Raw genomic sequence first — 16,454 nt, forward strand, 5'->3', positions numbered from 1 at the left:
ACATGACAACCAAGCGCACCGTGCTGGTAACCGCCCACACCGGGCGGCAGGCGGCCGTCGAGAGCGCCCGGCTGGTGATCGGGCGGCTGCTGGAGGCGGGGGTGGCGGTGCGCGTCCTCGGCTCCGAGGCCGAGGCCGTCGCGTGCGCGGGCGCCGACGTGGTGCCGGCCACCGCCATGGCCGTCCAGGACGCCGAGATGATGATCGTGCTCGGCGGCGACGGCAGCCTGCTGCGGGCCGCCGAGCTCGCCCGTCCGGCCGGGGTGCCGCTGCTGGGGGTCAACCTCGGGCACGTCGGGTTCCTCGCGGAGGCGGAGGTGGAGGACCTGGCGGTCGCGGTGGACTGCGTGGTCCGGGGCCGCTACGACGTGGAGGAGCGGATGGCCGTCGAGGTCACCGCCCGCCTCAACGGGCGGCTGCTGGCCGACACCTGGGCGCTCAACGAGGCGACCGTGGAGAAGAACGACCGGATGCTGGAGGTGGTCGCCGAGGTCGACGGGCGGCCTCTGTCACGATGGGGGTGTGACGGGGTCATCTGCGCCACCCCCACCGGTTCGACCGCGTATGCTTTCTCGGCCGGTGGCCCGGTGGTGTGGCCGGAGGTGGAGGCGCTGCTGCTGGTGCCGATCAGCGCCCACGCGCTGTTCGCCCGGCCGCTGGTGGTCTCCCCGCGTTCCCGGCTGGCGCTGGAGGTCCAGCCGGAGACCGCCGGGGCCGTGCTGTGGTGCGACGGCCGCCGCCGCTTCGATCTGCCCGCCGGAGCACGGGTCGAGGTGCGCCGGGCCGAGGTGCCGGTACGGCTGGCTCGGCTGCACGGTCTGGAGGACACCGGGGCGCCGTTCACCGACAGGCTGGTCGCCAAGTTCGGCCTTCCTGTGCAGGGCTGGCGCGGCCGGGCACGGTCGTAGATCATCCCGGCGATCGCGGTGCCGAGCGCGTAGGATCGTGCCCGCGCACCGCACTGATGTTCGGTGAATTCGATGTGACGGGAGGGACCAGTGCGACCCAGGGTCGAGGAGGTCCGCATCCAAGGGCTCGGCGTGATCGACGAGGCCGTCCTGGCGCTGTCGCCGGGATTCACCGTGCTCACGGGCGAGACCGGCGCGGGCAAGACGATGGTGGTGACAGGTCTGGGGTTGCTGTTCGGCGGCCGGGCCGACCCGGCCCGCGTCCGCCCGGGCTCCGACAAGGCGACCGTCGAGGGCACCCTCGTGGTGAACCCGGCGGGCCGGGTGGCCCAGCAGGTGCAGGACCTCGGAGGAGACGTCGAGGGCGGCGAGCTGATCATCTCGCGCACCGTCTCGGCCGAGGGCCGCAGCCGGGCTTGGCTGGGCGGGCGCACCGTCCCGGTGGGTACGCTGACCTACCTCGCCGAGGACCTCGTGGCCGTCCACGGCCAGATGGACCAGCAGCGGCTGCTGCAGTCCGGCCGTCAGCGCGCGGCCCTCGACCGTTATGCCGGCGAGGAGCTGGTCAAGCCGCTGCGCGCCTACGAGCAGGCCTACCGGCGCCACAGGCAGGTGACCGACGAGCTGGCCGAGATCACGGCCCGGGCCCGGGAGCGCGCCCAGGAGGCCGACATACTCCGGTTCGGGCTGGAGGAGGTCGGGCGGGCCGAGCCCAGGCCGGGCGAGGAGACCGAGCTGCGCGAGGAGGAGGAGCGGCTCTCCCACGCCGACTCGCTCCGCAGCGCGGCCGAGACCGCGCACCGGGCGCTGCTCGGTGACCCGATGGCCGGCGACCAGGACCTCCAGGACGCCGTCACGCTGGTCGGACAGGCCCGCTCGGCCGTCGAGGCGGTCCGCGACTTCGATCCGGCGCTGGCCGGGATCGCCGACCGGTTGGCCGAGGCCGGCTACCTCATCTCCGACGTCGCCACCGAGCTGGCCGCCTACGCCGAGTCGGTCGAGGCCGACCCGGCCCGCCTCGCGATGGTTCAGGAGCGCCAGGCGGTGCTGACCCACCTGGTGCGCAAGTACGGCGAGGACACCCGGGCCGTGCTGGCCTGGGCGGAGCAGGCCGCGCGGCGCGTCACCGAGCTGGAGGGCGACGACGAGCGGATCGCCGAGCTCACCCGCGAGCAGGAGGAGCTCACCGGCCGCCTCACCGGGTTCGCGGCCGAGCTGACCCGGATCCGCACCACCGCCGCCGAGCGGTTCGGGCAGGCGGTGACCGAGGAGCTCACCGCGCTGGCCATGCCGCACGCCCGGGTGGTGGTCGTCATCACGCCCGCCGCCGAGTTCGGCCCGCACGGCCTGGACGAGGTGGAGCTGCGGATGTCCCCGCATCCGGCCTCGCCGCCCCTGCCGCTGAACAAGGGGGCCTCCGGCGGTGAGCTGAGCCGGGTGATGCTCGCCATCGAGGTGGTCTTCGCCGGCGCCGACCCGGTGCCGACGTTCGTCTTCGACGAGGTCGACGCGGGCGTGGGCGGCAAGGCGGCGGTGGAGATCGGCCGCCGCCTTGCCCGCCTGGCCCGCACCGCCCAGGTGATAGTGGTCACACACCTGCCGCAGGTCGCGGCGTTCGCCGACCAGCACCTGGTGGTGGAGAAGGCGGGCGACGGCAGCGTGGTGCGCAGCGGCGTGGTGGCGCTCGACCGGGACGGCCGGACGCGGGAGCTGGCGCGCATGCTCGCCGGGCTGGAGGACTCCGAGCTGGGCCGCGCGCACGCCGAGGAACTGCTGGCGATCGCCGCCGCCGACAAAAGGGGTTGAGGAGGACTGTCCACGCCTATTCAGGGGAGTAACCGGACGCCGGTGATTCCCAGTGAGGAACCCGGCGGGCATCAGGCTGCCCGGCCCACCCGGTCGTCGCCTCTGGCAGGATGGTTTCGATGAAGGTGCCGATTGACGGGCCTCGACGCAGGCTCACCGGTTACCTCCGCCACAGGAAGGTCTCGGACCTTCCCGGGGTGACGGCCGTGGCGCGGATCGACCGGCGGACGAAGAGGCTCACCAAGCGCCTCCGCCCCGGGGAGATCGCGATCATCGACCACGTCGACGTCGACCGGGTGAGCGCGGAGGCGCTTGTCGCGTGCGGCGCGGCGGGCGTGATCAACGTGGCCGCGGGCATCAGCGGGCGCTACCCCAATCTCGGCCCGCAGATCATCGTCGAGGCCGGCGTGCCGTTCGTCGACAACGCCGGCCCCGAGCTGTTCGACCGGATCTCCGACGGAGACCTGGTCCGGCTGCACGACGGCGTCGTCCACCTCGACGACGAGATCGTCGGCAAGGGCGACGTGCAGACGGCCGAGTCCGTCGAGGCCGCCATGGCCGAGGCGCGGGCCGGGCTGACCACGCAGATCGAGGCGTTCGCCACCAACACGATGGAGTACATCCAGCGTGAGCGCGACCTCCTCATCGACGGCGTCGGCGTGCCCGACGACGTCCACACCTCCATGGACGGCAGGCACGTCCTCATCGTGGTGCGCGGTTACCACTACAAGGAGGACATCGCCGTCCTGCGCCCCTACATCCGTGAGTACCGCCCCGTCATGATCGGGGTGGACGGCGGAGCCGACGCGCTCATCGAGGCCGGTTACCTCCCCGACGTCATCGTCGGCGACTTCGACTCGGTCTCGGACAAGGCCCTCACCTGCGGTGCCGAGCTGGTCGTGCACGCCTACCGGGACGGCCGCGCGCCGGGCCTGGAGCGGATCCAGCGGCTCGGCCGCGACGCCGTCGTCTTCCCCGCCGTCGGCACCAGCGAGGACATCGCCATGCTGCTCGCCGACGACAAGGGCGCCGACCTGATCGTCGCCGTCGGCACCCACGCGACGCTGGTGGAGTTCCTCGACAAGGGACGCGCCGGCATGGCCAGCACCTTCCTCACCCGCCTGCGGGTGGGCAGCAAGCTCGTCGACGCCAAGGGCGTCAGCCGGCTGTACCGCAGCCGGATCTCCACCTCGTCACTGCTCCTGCTCGTGGCCACCACGCTGATCACCATGGGGGTGGCGATCATCGTCTCCCCGGTGGGCAAGATCTGGCTGGACAGCGTCCGCGACATCTGGAACGGCTTCATCTTCTGGTTGGTCGGACTCTTCTCGTGATCGATTTCCGCTATCACCTCGTCTCCATCGTCGCGATCTTCCTGGCGCTGTCGGTCGGCATCGTGCTCGGCACCAGCTTCCTGGAGGACCCCGCCATCAAGGCGACGGAGATCTTCGCCAACCAGCTCCGAGTGAGCAACGAGGAGTACCGCGACCAACTGGAGGCCGTGCAGAAGCGCGAGGCGGCCAACGACGCCTTCGTCACCGACGCGGCCCCCCGACTGGTGCAGAACGCCCTCGCCACGGAGAGCGTCGCCATCGTCGAGGCCCCCGGCGTCACGAACGCCGTGCGCGAGGGGGTCCAGGACCTCCTCGTCAAGGCGGGGGCCACGGTGACCGGCCGGGTCGTCCTCGACGAGAGCTACGTCGACGCGGCCCAGGCGGCCCTCATCGAGAAGCTCGCCGACGACGCCAAGCCGGCCGACATGACCTTCCCCGCGGACGCCACGCCGTACCGGAAGGTGGCGACCGCGCTCGCCGACGCGATCGTGACCGACGACCCGGCCCAGATCGGCAAGGAGAACCCGGTGGCCGCCGGGGTCCTGGACGCCTTCGAGGCCGGCGGGCTGCTCACCGTCACCGGCGAGCCGGCCAAGCGCGCCGCCCTGGCCGTGCTGATCGCCCCGGCCGAGCCGTACACCGGGGAGGGCGCGGCCCAGCAGGCGAACGCGCTCGTGTCGATGGCGCTGGGCCTGGACGAGACCGGCCGGGGCGTCGTCGTGGCCGGCGGGCCGTCCTCCGCCACGACGGGTGGCGTCGTCGCGGCGCTGCGTGACGACACCGCCGCCGCCGAGAAGGTCTCCACCGTCGACAACGCCGATAAGCCCATGGGGCGGGTCGTGGTGGTCTACGCTCTGCGGGAGCAACTGTCCGGGGCCACCGGCCAGTACGGCATCGGCCCGGGCGTCTCGGGTGTCGAGCCCAGCGCGTCGCCGGCCCCCACGGCCACCTCCGGAGGATGACCCGATGGCTCGTCGCGCTCTCACCGCCGCCCTGGCCGGCGCACTCCTCGGCGCGGCCGCGGCCCGCGCCGCGTACGCGGCCTTCACCCGCAGGCCGCCGGTCGGCGACGCCGAGACCTGGAGCCGCACCAACCACCGGGGCGAGCCCATCACGCTTCTGGAGGGCCCGGCGTTCGTCGCGGGCGCGGGTGTCGCCGCCGCGGCGGTCCCCGGCCTGCCCGCCCGGGTCCGCGCGGCCGCGCTGCTGGCCGCGGCCGGCGCCGGCGGCCTGGGCGCCTACGACGACCTGTACGGCGTGACGGCCTCCAAGGGGTTCCGGGGCCACCTGGGCGCGCTGGCCAAGGGCGAGGTCACCAGCGGCGCGGTGAAGATCGCCGGGATCGGCCTGACCGGGCTGGCCGCGGCCGCGCTGACCGCGCGTCGGCCCGCCGACGCGGTGATCGACGGCATGCTGGTCGCGGGCGCCGCCAACCTGGCCAACCTGTTCGACCTGCGCCCGGGCCGCGCCATCAAGGTCGGCCTGCTCGCCGGCGCGCCGCTGCTCGCCGCGGGCCTGCGCCGCGGCGACCCGGTGGCCGCGGCCCTGGCCGCGCTGCCGCTCGGCGCTTCGGCCGCCCTGCTGCCCGAGGACCTGGGTGAGCGGGCGATGCTGGGCGACGCCGGGGCCAACGCGCTGGGCGCGCTGCTCGGCCTGGCCGCCGCCGTCACCCTGGGGCGTCCAGGCCGTCTGGCCGCGCTCGGCACCGTGGCCGCGCTGACCGCCGCCTCGGAGAAGGTCAGCTTCACCAAGGTCATCGCCGGCAACCCGGTGCTCAACCGCATCGACATGCTCGGCCGCCGTCCCCCGGAGCAGGCGCCCGCCGGCTGATGCGAAGGAAGATCGGGCAGGGGGTCGCGGGCGCGGCGCTCCTCATCGGGATCGTCACCATGGCCGCCCGGATCATCGGGTTCGGCCGGTACTGGGTCCAGTCGCACACCGTCGCCAACTCCTGCCTGAGCACCGCCTACAACACCGCCAACTACGTCCCCAACATCGTCTTCGAGCTGGTGGCCGGTGGCGCGCTGGCCGGGATGGTGGTCCCGGTGCTGGCCTCGGCCGCCTCCCGGTCCGGCGACGATCCCGGTGCCCGGGAGGAGGCCGGCCGGATCACCTCGGCGCTGCTCACCTGGACGATGCTGGTCCTGGTGCCGCTGACCCTGCTCATCGCGGTCCTGGCCGGGCCGATCGTCTCGCTGCTGAGCGGCGACGCCAGGGAGTGCGACCTGTCGCAGGTCGTCGCGGCCGGGACGGACATGCTCGTCGTCTTCGCCCCCCGCATGATCTTCTTCGGGCTCGCCGTGGTCCTGTACGGCGTGCTGCAGGCCCACCGGCGGTTCATGGGGCCCGCGCTGGCGCCGCTGGTCTCCAGTCTGGTCGTGGTCGCCTCCCTCGTGGCGTTCGAGGCGGTGAACGGCGGCGCCGCCGATGACCTGTCGCGCCTGACCCCGGCCGGGAGCCTGACGCTGTCCGTGGGCGCGACCGTCGCGGCCGCGGCGATGGTGCTGACCGTGCTCGGCCCGGTGGCGCGGCTGGGGCTGCGGCTGCGGCCCTCGCTGTCGTTCCCGCCCGGGGTGGCGGCCCGCGCCCGGCGCCTGGCGGTCGCGAACCTGGCCGTGCTGGTGGCCCAGCAGGTCACGCTGACGGTCGTGGTCCGGCTGGCCAACCACTTCGGCGGGGCGGGCGTGGTGGGCGTCTACACCTACGCCTGGGCGCTGTTCCAACTGCCCTTCGCGGTGTTCGTGGTACCGGTGGCCACCAGTTCGTTCCCGCTGTTGTCCACCCGGGCGGCCGATGGCGACCGGACCGGGTTCGACGACCTCGCGTCGTCCACCACGCGGGTGGTGCTGCTGGTGACGGGGCTGTCGGCCGGGGTGATGGCGGCGGTCGCCACGCCCGTGGCGCGGGTCTTCGTGGCGGGCACCGAGGGCGGCGACCCCCCGGCGATGGCCCGCGCGGTCGCGTTCTTCGCGCTCGGCCTGGTGGGCTACGGCCTGATGTTCCACCTCGCGCGGGTGCTGTACGCCCGCGGCGAGGGAAGGGCGGCGGCGCTCGCCTCGGTCGCCGGGTGGGCGGTCGCGCTGGCCGCGCAGGTCGTGCTGGCCCGCGCCGCCGCGGACGACCCCTCGCAGGTGGTGGGACGGCTGGCGCTGGGCAGCACCGCCGGTGTGACGGCCGGCGGGGCGCTGCTGGCGCTGGCCGTACGCCGGGGCGCGGGGGCCGGGGCGCTGGCCGGGACGGGGCGGGCACTGCTCGCCGCGGTGCTCGGCGGGGCCGCCGCCTACGGCGCCGGCCTGGTCGTCGCGGACGCCCTGACGGGCACGTCGACGTGGACGAGCGTGATCGCCGGGGTGGTGGCCGCCCTGGCGGGCGCGGCGGCGTTCGCGGTCGTGGCCGTGGTGGTCGACGGGCCGGACGCCCGGGCGCTGCTCGGCGGGATCGGCGGGCTGGGCAGGATCACCGGGTCCGGCGGCCCCGGCGGAGGCAAGGGGATGTCCGCCACAGGAGGGAGACGCTCCGATGGCCGAGACGGCGCGGGCGGCGTCACGGGAGGGGGATGTTCCGATGGCTGAGGCGGCGCGGGTGGCGTTCGTGCTGGGGACCAGCGCGGGCGGGGTCGGGCGGCACGTCGCGATGCTGGCCGGCGGGCTGGCGGAGCGGGGAGTGCGGGTGGTCGTGGCGGGCCCGCCGGCCACCGGGGAGAGCTTCGGGTTCGGCCGTCTCGGGGCGCGGTTCACGCCCGTGCCGATCTCGGACCGGCCCCGTCCCAGGGGGGACCTCCAGGCGCTGCGCCGGCTGCGGGCGCTGCGCGGCGCCGACGTCGTGCACGCCCACGGGCTGCGCGCCGGGGCGCTGGCCGCGCTCGCGCTGGCCGGGACCGGCACGCCCCTGGTGGTGACGCTGCACAACGCCGCCACCGCCGGCGGCGCGGTCGGCGCGGTCCACGCCGTCCTGGAGCGGATCGTGGCCCGCCGGGCCGACCGCGTCCTGGTGGTCTCCGCCGACCTGGGAGAGCGGATGCGCCGGCTCGGGGCGCGGCACGTGGCGGACGCGGTGGTCCCGGCGCCCCCGCTGGCCCCGTCCGGGCGCCCGCCCGCGCGGGTGCGGGCGGAACTCGGCGTGGGCGAGCGCCCGGTCCTGCTGACGGTCGCCAGGCTCGCCCAGCAGAAGGGCCTGGAGACGCTGCTCGACGTCGCCGCCGCCTTCGCTCCCGGCGCGGGGGAGGAGCGGGGACCGGAGTCCCCGGCAGCGGGGGAGGAGCGGGGGCCGGTTTTCCTGGTGGCCGGTGAGGGGCCGCTGCGCGGGCCGCTGCGGGAGCGGATCGACCGCGAGGGGCTGCCGGTGCGGCTGCTGGGCGACCGCGGCGACGTCGCGGACCTGCTCACCGTGGCCAGGGCGCTGCTGGTGCCGAGCCGATGGGAGGGGCAGCCGCTCACCGTCCAGGAGGCGCTGCGGGCCGGGGTGCCCGTCGTGGCCACCGCCGTGGGCGGCCTGCCCGCCATGGTGGGGGAGGCCGGGCTGCTGGTGCCGTACGGCGACGCGGACGCCATGCGCGAGGCGGTGGCCCGGGTGCTGGCCGACGACGGGCTCGCCCGGGACCTGGGGCGGGCGGCGGTCCTGAGGGGGCGCGCGCTGCCCGGCCGCCGGGAGGCGTTGGAGGCCGCGCTGGCGGTTTACCGGACGCTGTTCGGGGGAGGCGCAGGGTTGGAACAACCGACCACGCCTGATCGTTGAATTAGGCGGTTCCAAGCCACCCACCTATACTGGCTTGGTTAGGGGGGGAGTATCCCTTCGCGACAGTCTCGTCATCACGGTGCCGCCCCGCTCCATGGGGCCCCCGGGGCTGTCGGTCCGCGTTCTTCCGCGGGCGGGAGAGACCTCCGGCAGTCAGTCGTGCGCGCCGCCGGAGGTTACCAACCGTGATCGTTCCTGTCTGGGCTTGGATCGCCGTCATCGGCGGCCTTCTCGTGGTCCTCGCCCTCGATCTGTGGATCGTCGACCGGGGCGAGCCCCGCGAGTTCTCCATGAAGCAGGCGGGGGCGTGGGTCGGCTTCTACGTCACGCTCGCCGTCATCTTCGCCGTCGTGCTGTGGATCACCAGCGGGGCGACCTCCGCGGCGCAGTTCGTCGCCGGCTATATCACCGAGTACAGCCTGAGCGTCGACAACCTGTTCATCTTCTACATCATCATGACCCGCTTCGCGGTGCCCAAGGTCCACCAGCACAAGGTGCTGCTGGTCGGCATCCTGATGGCGCTGGTCATGCGAGGCGTCTTCATCGCCGTGGGCGCCGCCGCGCTGTCGAGCTTCAGCTGGCTGTTCTACGTCTTCGGCCTCTTCCTCATCTACACCGCCGTCCAGCTCATCCGCCAGCACGGCGAGGACGAGGACGACTTCAACGAGAACGCGGTCCTGCGCTGGGCCCGCCGGGCGCTGCCGCACACCGACGACTACGTGGGCTCCCGGGTCTTCGTCAAGATCGGTGGCAAGCGCATGGTCACCCCGATGCTGATCGTGATGGTCGCCATCGGCACCACCGACCTGCTGTTCGCGCTCGACTCGATCCCGGCGATCTTCGGTCTCACCACCGACGCCTTCATCGTCTTCACCGCCAACGTGTTCGCACTGATGGGCCTGCGCCAGCTCTACTTCCTGCTGGGCGGGCTGCTGCAGAAGCTCGTCTACATCAGCTACGGTCTGGCGTTCATCCTTGGTTTCATCGGGGTTAAGCTGATTCTCGAGGCGCTGCACTCCAGCGGCGTCTCCTGGGCACCGGAGGTGCCGATCTGGCTCTCGCTGGCGGTCATCGGCGTCACCATGACGGTCACCACCGTCGCCAGCCTGGTGAAAGCCCGCCGCGACGAGAGCAGGAACAGGGAAGTGACCACCCCCGCGGGTGCCGAACAGGGCTAGAGGATCGGCGCCCGAGGCGGTTTTCTTGTCTGGTTCCGCCGTATAAGGGTTATGAGATGGGTAGCATCCTGCCTCAAGCAGGTAGACATACCGGTCTAACGCCGCAATACATCACAAAGGTTCCCCGTGTCCCACGATTCAGCAAGCCCTCAGCCCGGCCGGATCAGACTGGCTCGTGGCGTTTCCCCGTGGCTTCTCCCGACCGTGGCCGCCGCCACGGCGACCTCGCTGCTCAGCCGCCGTGACCGGCGCTGGGCCCTGGCGGCCCTCCCGCTGACCGCGCTCACCGGCGGGATGCTCTGGTTCTTCCGCGACCCCGACCGCGTGCCGGGCACAGCGCGCGTCCTGTCCCCCGCGGACGGCGTGGTGCAGAGCATCGACCCGTGGCCCGACGGCCGCACGCGGGTGGCCATCTTCATGAGCCCGCTCAACGTGCACGTCAACCGCGCGCCGCTGGCCGGCACGGTCACCTCCGTCGAGCACGTCCCCGGCGGGTTCCTGCCCGCTTTCAACAAGGACAGTGACTCCAACGAGCGCGTCGTGTGGCACCTGGACACCGAACTCGGCGACATCGAGCTGGTCCAGATCGCCGGTGCCGTCGCCCGGCGCATCGTGCCCTACCTGGCGGCGGGCGCCAAGGTCGTGCGGGGCGAGCGGATCGGCCTCATCCGGCTGGGCTCGCGGGTGGACGTCTACCTGCCCGAGGGGATCGCCCCCGCCGTGTCGGTCGGACAGAAGACCGTCGCGGGGGTGACCGGTCTTGACCACGGCTGACGCCGGCTGGCCGCTCGACGAGACGGACGACGAGCCGCGCGGCCCCGTCGGCAAGGCGTTCCGGCTCTCGGCCGCCGACTCCCTGTCGCTCGGCAACGCGCTGTGCGGCTTCCTGGCCGTGTGCGTGCTGGCCTGGTCGGCCATCCGCGCGCTGCAGGAGGGCAAGCCGTTCGAGGCCGACCCCCGGTTCTTCGGCACCGCCGTCGTGCTGCTGCTGATCGGCGCCACCTGTGACCTGTTCGACGGCCTGGTGGCCCGCAAGTTCCGCGCCTCGGCCATGGGCGCGGAGCTGGACAACCTCGCCGACGTCATCAGCTTCGGCTTCGCCCCGGCGTTCATGGTCGTCATCTGGGCGGGTTTCAATCCCGCCACCCCGTTCCCGCTGGTGATGGTGGCCGCGGCGTCGGTGCTGCTGGCCGGCGTCATCCGGCTCGCCAGGTTCGCCTGCGTCAAGACCAAGAGCGGCGACTTCATGGGTCTGCCCATCCCCATGGGCGCGATGACGGTGGTGTCGATCGTCCTTCTGTTCCCGCCGTCGAAGCTGGCGGTGGTGCCCATCCTGGGCGTGGCCTACCTCATGGTCAGCCGGATCGAGTACCCCAAGCCCAAGGGCAACCTGGCGGCCGTCGTGCTGGCCTGGATGATGATCAACGTCGCCTGCCTGACCATATGGGCCGCCGGGCTGTCCGGGGGCGATTCGCTGATCAAGGTCGGGGCCGTCATGCAGATCGCCATCGTGGCCGCCATCCCGCTGCGCGTGCTGATGTTCAAGCGGGCCAAGCGCAAGGAGCGCAAGGAAGCCGAGCGCGTCGGCTGACGGCCGGGCGCACGGCTCCCCGCGGGCTCCCGCCCGGCGGGCCGTGCGCCCGCGCGGCCGTTCACGGACGGTGCGCGACGGTCCCGCGCGGCGGGTCCGGGCGCCGGCCGTACGGCGCGCGGACCCGCCGGAGGCTCACCAGCCGCGGGCCCGCCACTCCGGCAGGGACGGGCGCTCGGCGCCCAGCGTGGTGTCCTTGCCGTGGCCCGGGTAGACCCAGGTGTCGTCGGGCAGCCGGTTGAAGATCCGCTCCGACACGTCCGTGAAGAGCTGCTCGAACCGCTTCGGATCCTTCTCGGTGTTGCCGACGCCGCCGGGGAACAGCGAGTCGCCGGTGAACAGGTGCCCGGGGTAGTGCAGCGCGATCGAGCCGGGCGTGTGGCCGCGCAGGTGGATCACCTCCAGGGACACCACGCCGACGGTGACGCCGTCGCCGTGCTCCACCTCCTGCTCCACCGGAACCGGCAGTTCCGGCGCGTCGAGCGGGTGGGCGACCACCGCCGCCCCCGTCACCCCGGCCACCCGCTCCAGCGCCTGCCAGTGGTCGTGATGCCGGTGGGTGGTCACGATCTTGCTGATCGGCCGGTCGCCGATGAGCGCCAGCAGCCGGTCGGCGTCCGCGGCGGCGTCGATGAGCACGCCGTCGCCGGTCTCGTTGCAACGCACCAGATACGCGTTGTTGTCGTACGGCCCGACGGCCAGTTTGGAGATCGTCAGGGCGCTCAGCTCGCGGACGTCGGCGGGACCGCCGACCCGCACGTCACCGGTATAGGTCATCAGTTACCTCCAGGGTGGGAAACCCGGTCCTTCGGGGCCGGGAGGAAACCCGGCGCGTCTCCGCGCCCCGTCTTTCAGGAGGGGGTCGTCGGCGGGTACTCCTCGGGCGGGGCGTCGGGCAGGTTCGGGGGCGCGGGCAGGGTCAGCCAGGGTGGCGGCGCGGGCAGCGGCCCGACGTCCGCCGAGGCGGGCCGGTTCCCCGCGGTCCCCTCCGGCATTATCCTCAGGCCCGTTCCCGAGGCGCGCCCGGTCAACCATCCCAGCAGGCTCCAGGCGTCGCCCTGGACGACCGGCCCCGAGCCCAGCCCCCGCCAGACCTGGCGGTGCTTGTCGCCGTCCTTGACCTCCTCCACCACGATCTCGCTGACCGTGCCGTGCCCGTGCGGCCACGACACCATCGCGTCGTACAGCTCCCGGCGGACGAACGCCTCCGGCCAGTCGGCGCACCGGTAGCCGGCGCCCAGGTCCACGTGGTGGATCTCGACCTCCCGCAGCCGCCGGACGAGGACGTACCAGGCGGGGTGGCCGGTCCCGCGCATGCCGCCGACCGTCGCCCGCCACCCGTCGGCGGGCATGGCCCGCACCGCCTCCGCCAGCCGTGCGGCGCTGTCCTCCAGGTCGGCCAGCTGCTCCTTGACGGGCCGCGCGGCCCCCGCCCGGATCCCGGCCTCGCGCGTCTCGGCGTCGGGGTACTGCGGCGTCTCGACGCCGGTCCTGGCCCAGGTCAGCAGGTTGACGTGGCTGTCGGCGTTGCGCGATATGTGGGCGAGCACGTGTCCCCGGCTCCAGCCGGGCAGGCGGGAGGGCTCCGCGACGTCGTCGTCGGGCAGCCCGGCGACGGTGGAGAGCAGCCGCCCCATGGAGCCGTCCAGCTCGGCCAGGAGCCTGTCTATGACGTTCATGCCCCACACTCCATCACCTGGGCGGGCCGCCGGGCCAGGGCATAAACGATCGTGTCTTCGTGGTTGGACATCAGGCGGCCCCGCGGCACGCGCGGAAGGCCGTAACCTTGAAGCGGACGGGAGACCTGATCCCCCGCACGACGCTCCGCGAAATTGTCGGACCCCGTCGCTAGTCTTCCCGCGACCGCTTCTCAACCTTCCACATCGACGTCGGGACTACTGTGGCTGACCGCCTCATCGTGCGTGGCGCACGTGAACACAACCTCAAGGACGTCTCGCTGGACCTGCCGCGAGACTCTCTGATCGTCTTCACCGGACTGTCCGGATCGGGCAAGTCCAGCCTGGCCTTCGACACCATCTTCGCCGAGGGTCAGCGTCGCTATGTCGAATCGCTGTCGGCCTACGCCCGCCAGTTCCTCGGGCAGATGGACAAGCCCGACGTCGACTTCATCGAGGGCCTGTCGCCCGCGGTGTCGATCGACCAGAAGTCGACGAGCCGCAACCCCCGCTCGACGGTCGGCACCATCACCGAGGTCTACGACTACCTGCGGCTGCTGTGGGCGCGGGTGGGCAAGCCGCACTGCCCGAGCTGCGGGCGCCCCATCGCCAGGCAGAGCCCCGAGCAGATCGTCGACCGGGTGATGGAGCTGCCCGAGGGCACCCGCTTCCAGGTGCTGGCCCCGGTCGTCCGCGGCCGCAAGGGCGAGTACGCCGAGCTGTTCAGCCAGCTCCAGGCCAAGGGCTTCGCCCGGGCCAGGGTCGACGGCACGGTCGTCCGGCTGGACGAGCCGCCGACGCTGAAGAAGCAGGAGAAGCACGACATCGAGGTGATCGTCGACCGGCTCGCGGTGAAGGAGAGCGCGCGCAGCCGCCTCACCGGCTCGGTCGAGACGGCCCTGCAGCTGTCGGGCGGCACCATCACGCTGGAGTTCGTCGACCTCCCCGAGGACGACCCGAACCGCGAGCGCTTCTACTCCGAGCACCTCTACTGCCCCTACGACGACCTTTCGTTCGAGGAGCTGGAGCCCCGCTCGTTCTCCTTCAACTCGCCCTTCGGCGCCTGCCCGGAGTGCACCGGCCTCGGGGTGCGGATGGAGGTCGACCCCGACCTCGTCGTGCCCGACCCGGAGAGGACCCTGGCCGAGGGCGCGATCTCGCCCTGGGCCGGCGGGCACACCAGCGACTACTTCGTCCGCCTGGTGGAGGCGCTCGGCCTGGCGATGGGCTTCAAGCTCGACACCCCCTGGGAGCGGCTCCCGCGCAAGGCGCAGAAGGCGCTGCTGCACGGCCACGACGAGCAGGTCCACGTCCGCTACCGCAACCGCTACGGCCGCGAGCGCTCCTACTACACCACCTTCGAGGGCGCGATCTCCTGGGTGCAGCGCCGCCACGCCGAGGCCGAGAGCGACGGCATGCGGGAGAAGTTCGAGGGCTACATGCGGGAGATCCCCTGCCCCGCGTGCAAGGGCGCCCGGCTCAAGCCCGTCTCGCTGGCCGTCACGGTGAACGACCGCTCGATCGCCGAGGTGTCGGCCATGTCGATCGCCGACTGCGCGGCGTTCCTGGCCGGCCTGGAGCTGTCCGAGCGCGACATGCAGATCGCCGAGCGGGTGGTCAAGGAGATCAACGCCCGGATGGGCTTCCTGCTCGACGTGGGCCTCGACTACCTCACCATGGACCGCGCGGCCGGCACCCTCGCCGGCGGCGAGGCCCAGCGCATCCGCCTGGCCACCCAGATCGGCTCCGGCCTGGTCGGCGTGCTGTACGTGCTGGACGAGCCGTCCATCGGGCTGCACCAGCGCGACAACCAGCGGCTGCTGGAGACCCTGATCCGGCTCCGGGACATGGGCAACACCCTCATCGTGGTCGAGCACGACGAGGACACCATCGCCGCCGCGGACTGGGTGGTGGACATCGGCCCCGGCGCCGGCGAGCACGGCGGCCAGGTCGTCGTCTCCGGTCCGGTGCCGGAGCTGCTGGCCAGCGAGGGGTCGCTGACCGGTGCCTACCTGTCCGGCCGCAAGACCATCACGGTTCCGGCGGCGCGCCGCAAGCGCGACAGGAAGCGCCAGCTCACCGTGAAGGGCGCCCGCGAGCACAACCTCAAGGGCGTGGACGTGGAGTTCCCGCTGGGCGTGTTCACCGCCGTCACCGGCGTCTCCGGCTCCGGCAAGTCGACGATGGTCAACGACATCCTCTACAACGCCCTGGCCAAGGAGCTCAACGGCGCGCGCACCGTCCCCGGCCGCCACTCGCGGATCAACGGGATGGACCTCGTCGACAAGGTGGTGCACGTCGACCAGTCGCCCATCGGCCGCACCCCGCGGTCCAACCCGGCGACCTACACCGGCGTCTTCGACAAGGTGCGCGACCTGTTCGCGCAGACCACCGAGGCGAAGATCCGGGGGTACCAGAAGGGCCGGTTCAGCTTCAACGTCAAGGGCGGCCGCTGCGAGGCGTGCTCGGGCGACGGCACCATCAAGATCGAGATGAACTTCCTGCCGGACGTCTACGTGCCGTGCGAGGTCTGCCACGGCGCGCGGTACAACCGGGAGACCCTGGAGGTCCACTACAAGGGCAAGACCATCTCCGAGGTGCTCGACATGCCCATCGAGGAGGCGCTGGAGTTCTTCGACTCCATCCCCTCGATCAAGCGGTACCTCAAGACGCTCAACGACGTCGGCCTGGGCTACGTCCGGCTCGGCCAGCCGGCCACGACCCTGTCCGGGGGAGAGGCGCAGCGCGTGAAGCTCGCCTCGGAGCTGCAGCGCCGCTCCACCGGCCGGACGGTCTACGTGCTGGACGAGCCGACCACCGGTCTGCACTTCGAGGACATCCGGCGGCTGCTGGGCGTGCTCGGCAAGCTCGTCGACGGCGGCAACACGGTCATCGTCATCGAGCACAACCTCGACGTCATCAAGACCGCCGACTGGGTGATCGACATGGGCCCCGAGGGCGGCTCACGGGGCGGCACCGTGGTCGCCACCGGCACCCCCGAGGAGGTCGCGCTGGTGGACGACAGCCACACCGGCCGCTTCCTGCGCAAGATCCTCGGCACCTGAGGCCGGATGCCGGACCGGGCCGCGGCGCCAATACCCTTGGTGCGACAGTCCGGTCCGGCGCGGCCCGCGTGCGCGGACCGGCGGCCGTGGCCGGCGGCACGGACCGGCGGCACAGGCCGATGGTGTGAGCCGGTGGCGAGGACCGCCCCCTGAACGGGTCGC

Annotated in this window: 13 protein-coding genes; 11 read left to right on the plus strand and 2 right to left on the minus strand. The window is 72.7% G+C overall.

Features of this window, described 5'->3' with window-relative positions:
- Window positions 1-2 precede the first annotated feature (2 nt).
- The 10 genes from HDA43_RS30945 (at window position 3) to pssA (ending at window position 11,551) form a co-directional block, all read left to right on the plus strand.
- The gene (locus HDA43_RS30945) at window positions 3-908 is read left to right on the plus strand and encodes an NAD kinase (RefSeq protein ID WP_179827881.1); all 906 of its coding nucleotides are present in this window, start codon (window positions 3-5) and stop codon (window positions 906-908) included.
- Window positions 909-998: 90 nt separating this feature from the next.
- A complete protein-coding gene (gene recN / locus HDA43_RS30950) occupies window positions 999-2,714 on the plus strand; it encodes a DNA repair protein RecN (protein WP_179827883.1) in 1,716 nt (571 codons plus the stop codon).
- A gap of 119 nt (window positions 2,715-2,833) precedes the next feature.
- Window positions 2,834-4,048: a putative cytokinetic ring protein SteA gene (gene steA, locus HDA43_RS30955; protein WP_179827886.1), complete on the plus strand. Its 1,215-nt coding sequence runs from the start codon at window positions 2,834-2,836 to the stop codon at window positions 4,046-4,048.
- Window positions 4,045-5,010 carry a copper transporter gene (locus HDA43_RS30960; protein WP_179827888.1) on the plus strand — a complete coding sequence of 322 codons (966 nt, stop codon included), beginning with the start codon at window positions 4,045-4,047 and terminating at the stop codon, window positions 5,008-5,010. The genes steA and HDA43_RS30960 overlap by 4 nt, the downstream gene beginning before the upstream one ends.
- A gap of 4 nt (window positions 5,011-5,014) precedes the next feature.
- Window positions 5,015-5,878 (plus strand): hypothetical protein, encoded by an 864-nt coding sequence (locus tag HDA43_RS30965; RefSeq protein ID WP_179827890.1) that lies wholly within the window; start codon window positions 5,015-5,017, stop codon window positions 5,876-5,878.
- On the plus strand, window positions 5,878-7,620 hold the full coding sequence (gene murJ / locus HDA43_RS30970) for a murein biosynthesis integral membrane protein MurJ (RefSeq protein ID WP_179827891.1): 1,743 nt from the start codon (window positions 5,878-5,880) through the stop codon (window positions 7,618-7,620). Before HDA43_RS30965 ends, murJ begins: the two co-directional genes overlap by 1 nt.
- Window positions 7,613-8,782, plus strand: coding sequence for a glycosyltransferase family 4 protein (locus tag HDA43_RS30975; RefSeq protein ID WP_179827893.1), 1,170 nt, complete (start codon window positions 7,613-7,615; stop codon window positions 8,780-8,782). Before murJ ends, HDA43_RS30975 begins: the two co-directional genes overlap by 8 nt.
- Before the next feature lie 185 nt (window positions 8,783-8,967).
- A complete protein-coding gene (locus HDA43_RS30980) occupies window positions 8,968-9,960 on the plus strand; it encodes a TerC family protein (RefSeq protein ID WP_179827894.1) in 993 nt (330 codons plus the stop codon).
- A gap of 126 nt (window positions 9,961-10,086) precedes the next feature.
- A complete protein-coding gene (locus HDA43_RS30985) occupies window positions 10,087-10,734 on the plus strand; it encodes a phosphatidylserine decarboxylase (RefSeq protein ID WP_179827895.1) in 648 nt (215 codons plus the stop codon).
- Window positions 10,721-11,551, plus strand: a complete 831-nt coding sequence (pssA, locus tag HDA43_RS30990; protein ID WP_179827897.1) for a CDP-diacylglycerol--serine O-phosphatidyltransferase — start codon at window positions 10,721-10,723, stop codon at window positions 11,549-11,551. Before HDA43_RS30985 ends, pssA begins: the two co-directional genes overlap by 14 nt.
- 135 nt (window positions 11,552-11,686) lie before the next feature.
- On the opposite strand, the gene HDA43_RS30995 is transcribed toward pssA, so the two are convergent.
- Both HDA43_RS30995 and HDA43_RS31000 read right to left on the minus strand, forming a co-directional pair.
- Window positions 11,687-12,328 carry an MBL fold metallo-hydrolase gene (locus HDA43_RS30995; protein WP_179827899.1) on the minus strand — a complete coding sequence of 214 codons (642 nt, stop codon included), beginning with the start codon at window positions 12,326-12,328 and terminating at the stop codon, window positions 11,687-11,689.
- 74 nt (window positions 12,329-12,402) lie between these two features.
- Window positions 12,403-13,230, minus strand: a complete 828-nt coding sequence (locus HDA43_RS31000) for a maleylpyruvate isomerase family mycothiol-dependent enzyme (RefSeq protein ID WP_179827901.1) — start codon at window positions 13,228-13,230, stop codon at window positions 12,403-12,405.
- Between the two features lie 221 nt (window positions 13,231-13,451).
- Here HDA43_RS31000 and uvrA point away from each other — a divergent pair, with 221 nt between their 5' ends.
- Window positions 13,452-16,292, plus strand: a complete 2,841-nt coding sequence (uvrA, locus tag HDA43_RS31005) for an excinuclease ABC subunit UvrA (RefSeq protein WP_179827903.1) — start codon at window positions 13,452-13,454, stop codon at window positions 16,290-16,292.
- The last annotated feature ends 162 nt before the right edge of the window (window positions 16,293-16,454 follow it).

Source organism: Streptosporangium sandarakinum, from assembly GCF_013409935.1.
Classification (GTDB): Bacteria; Actinomycetota; Actinomycetes; order Streptosporangiales; family Streptosporangiaceae; genus Streptosporangium; species Streptosporangium nondiastaticum.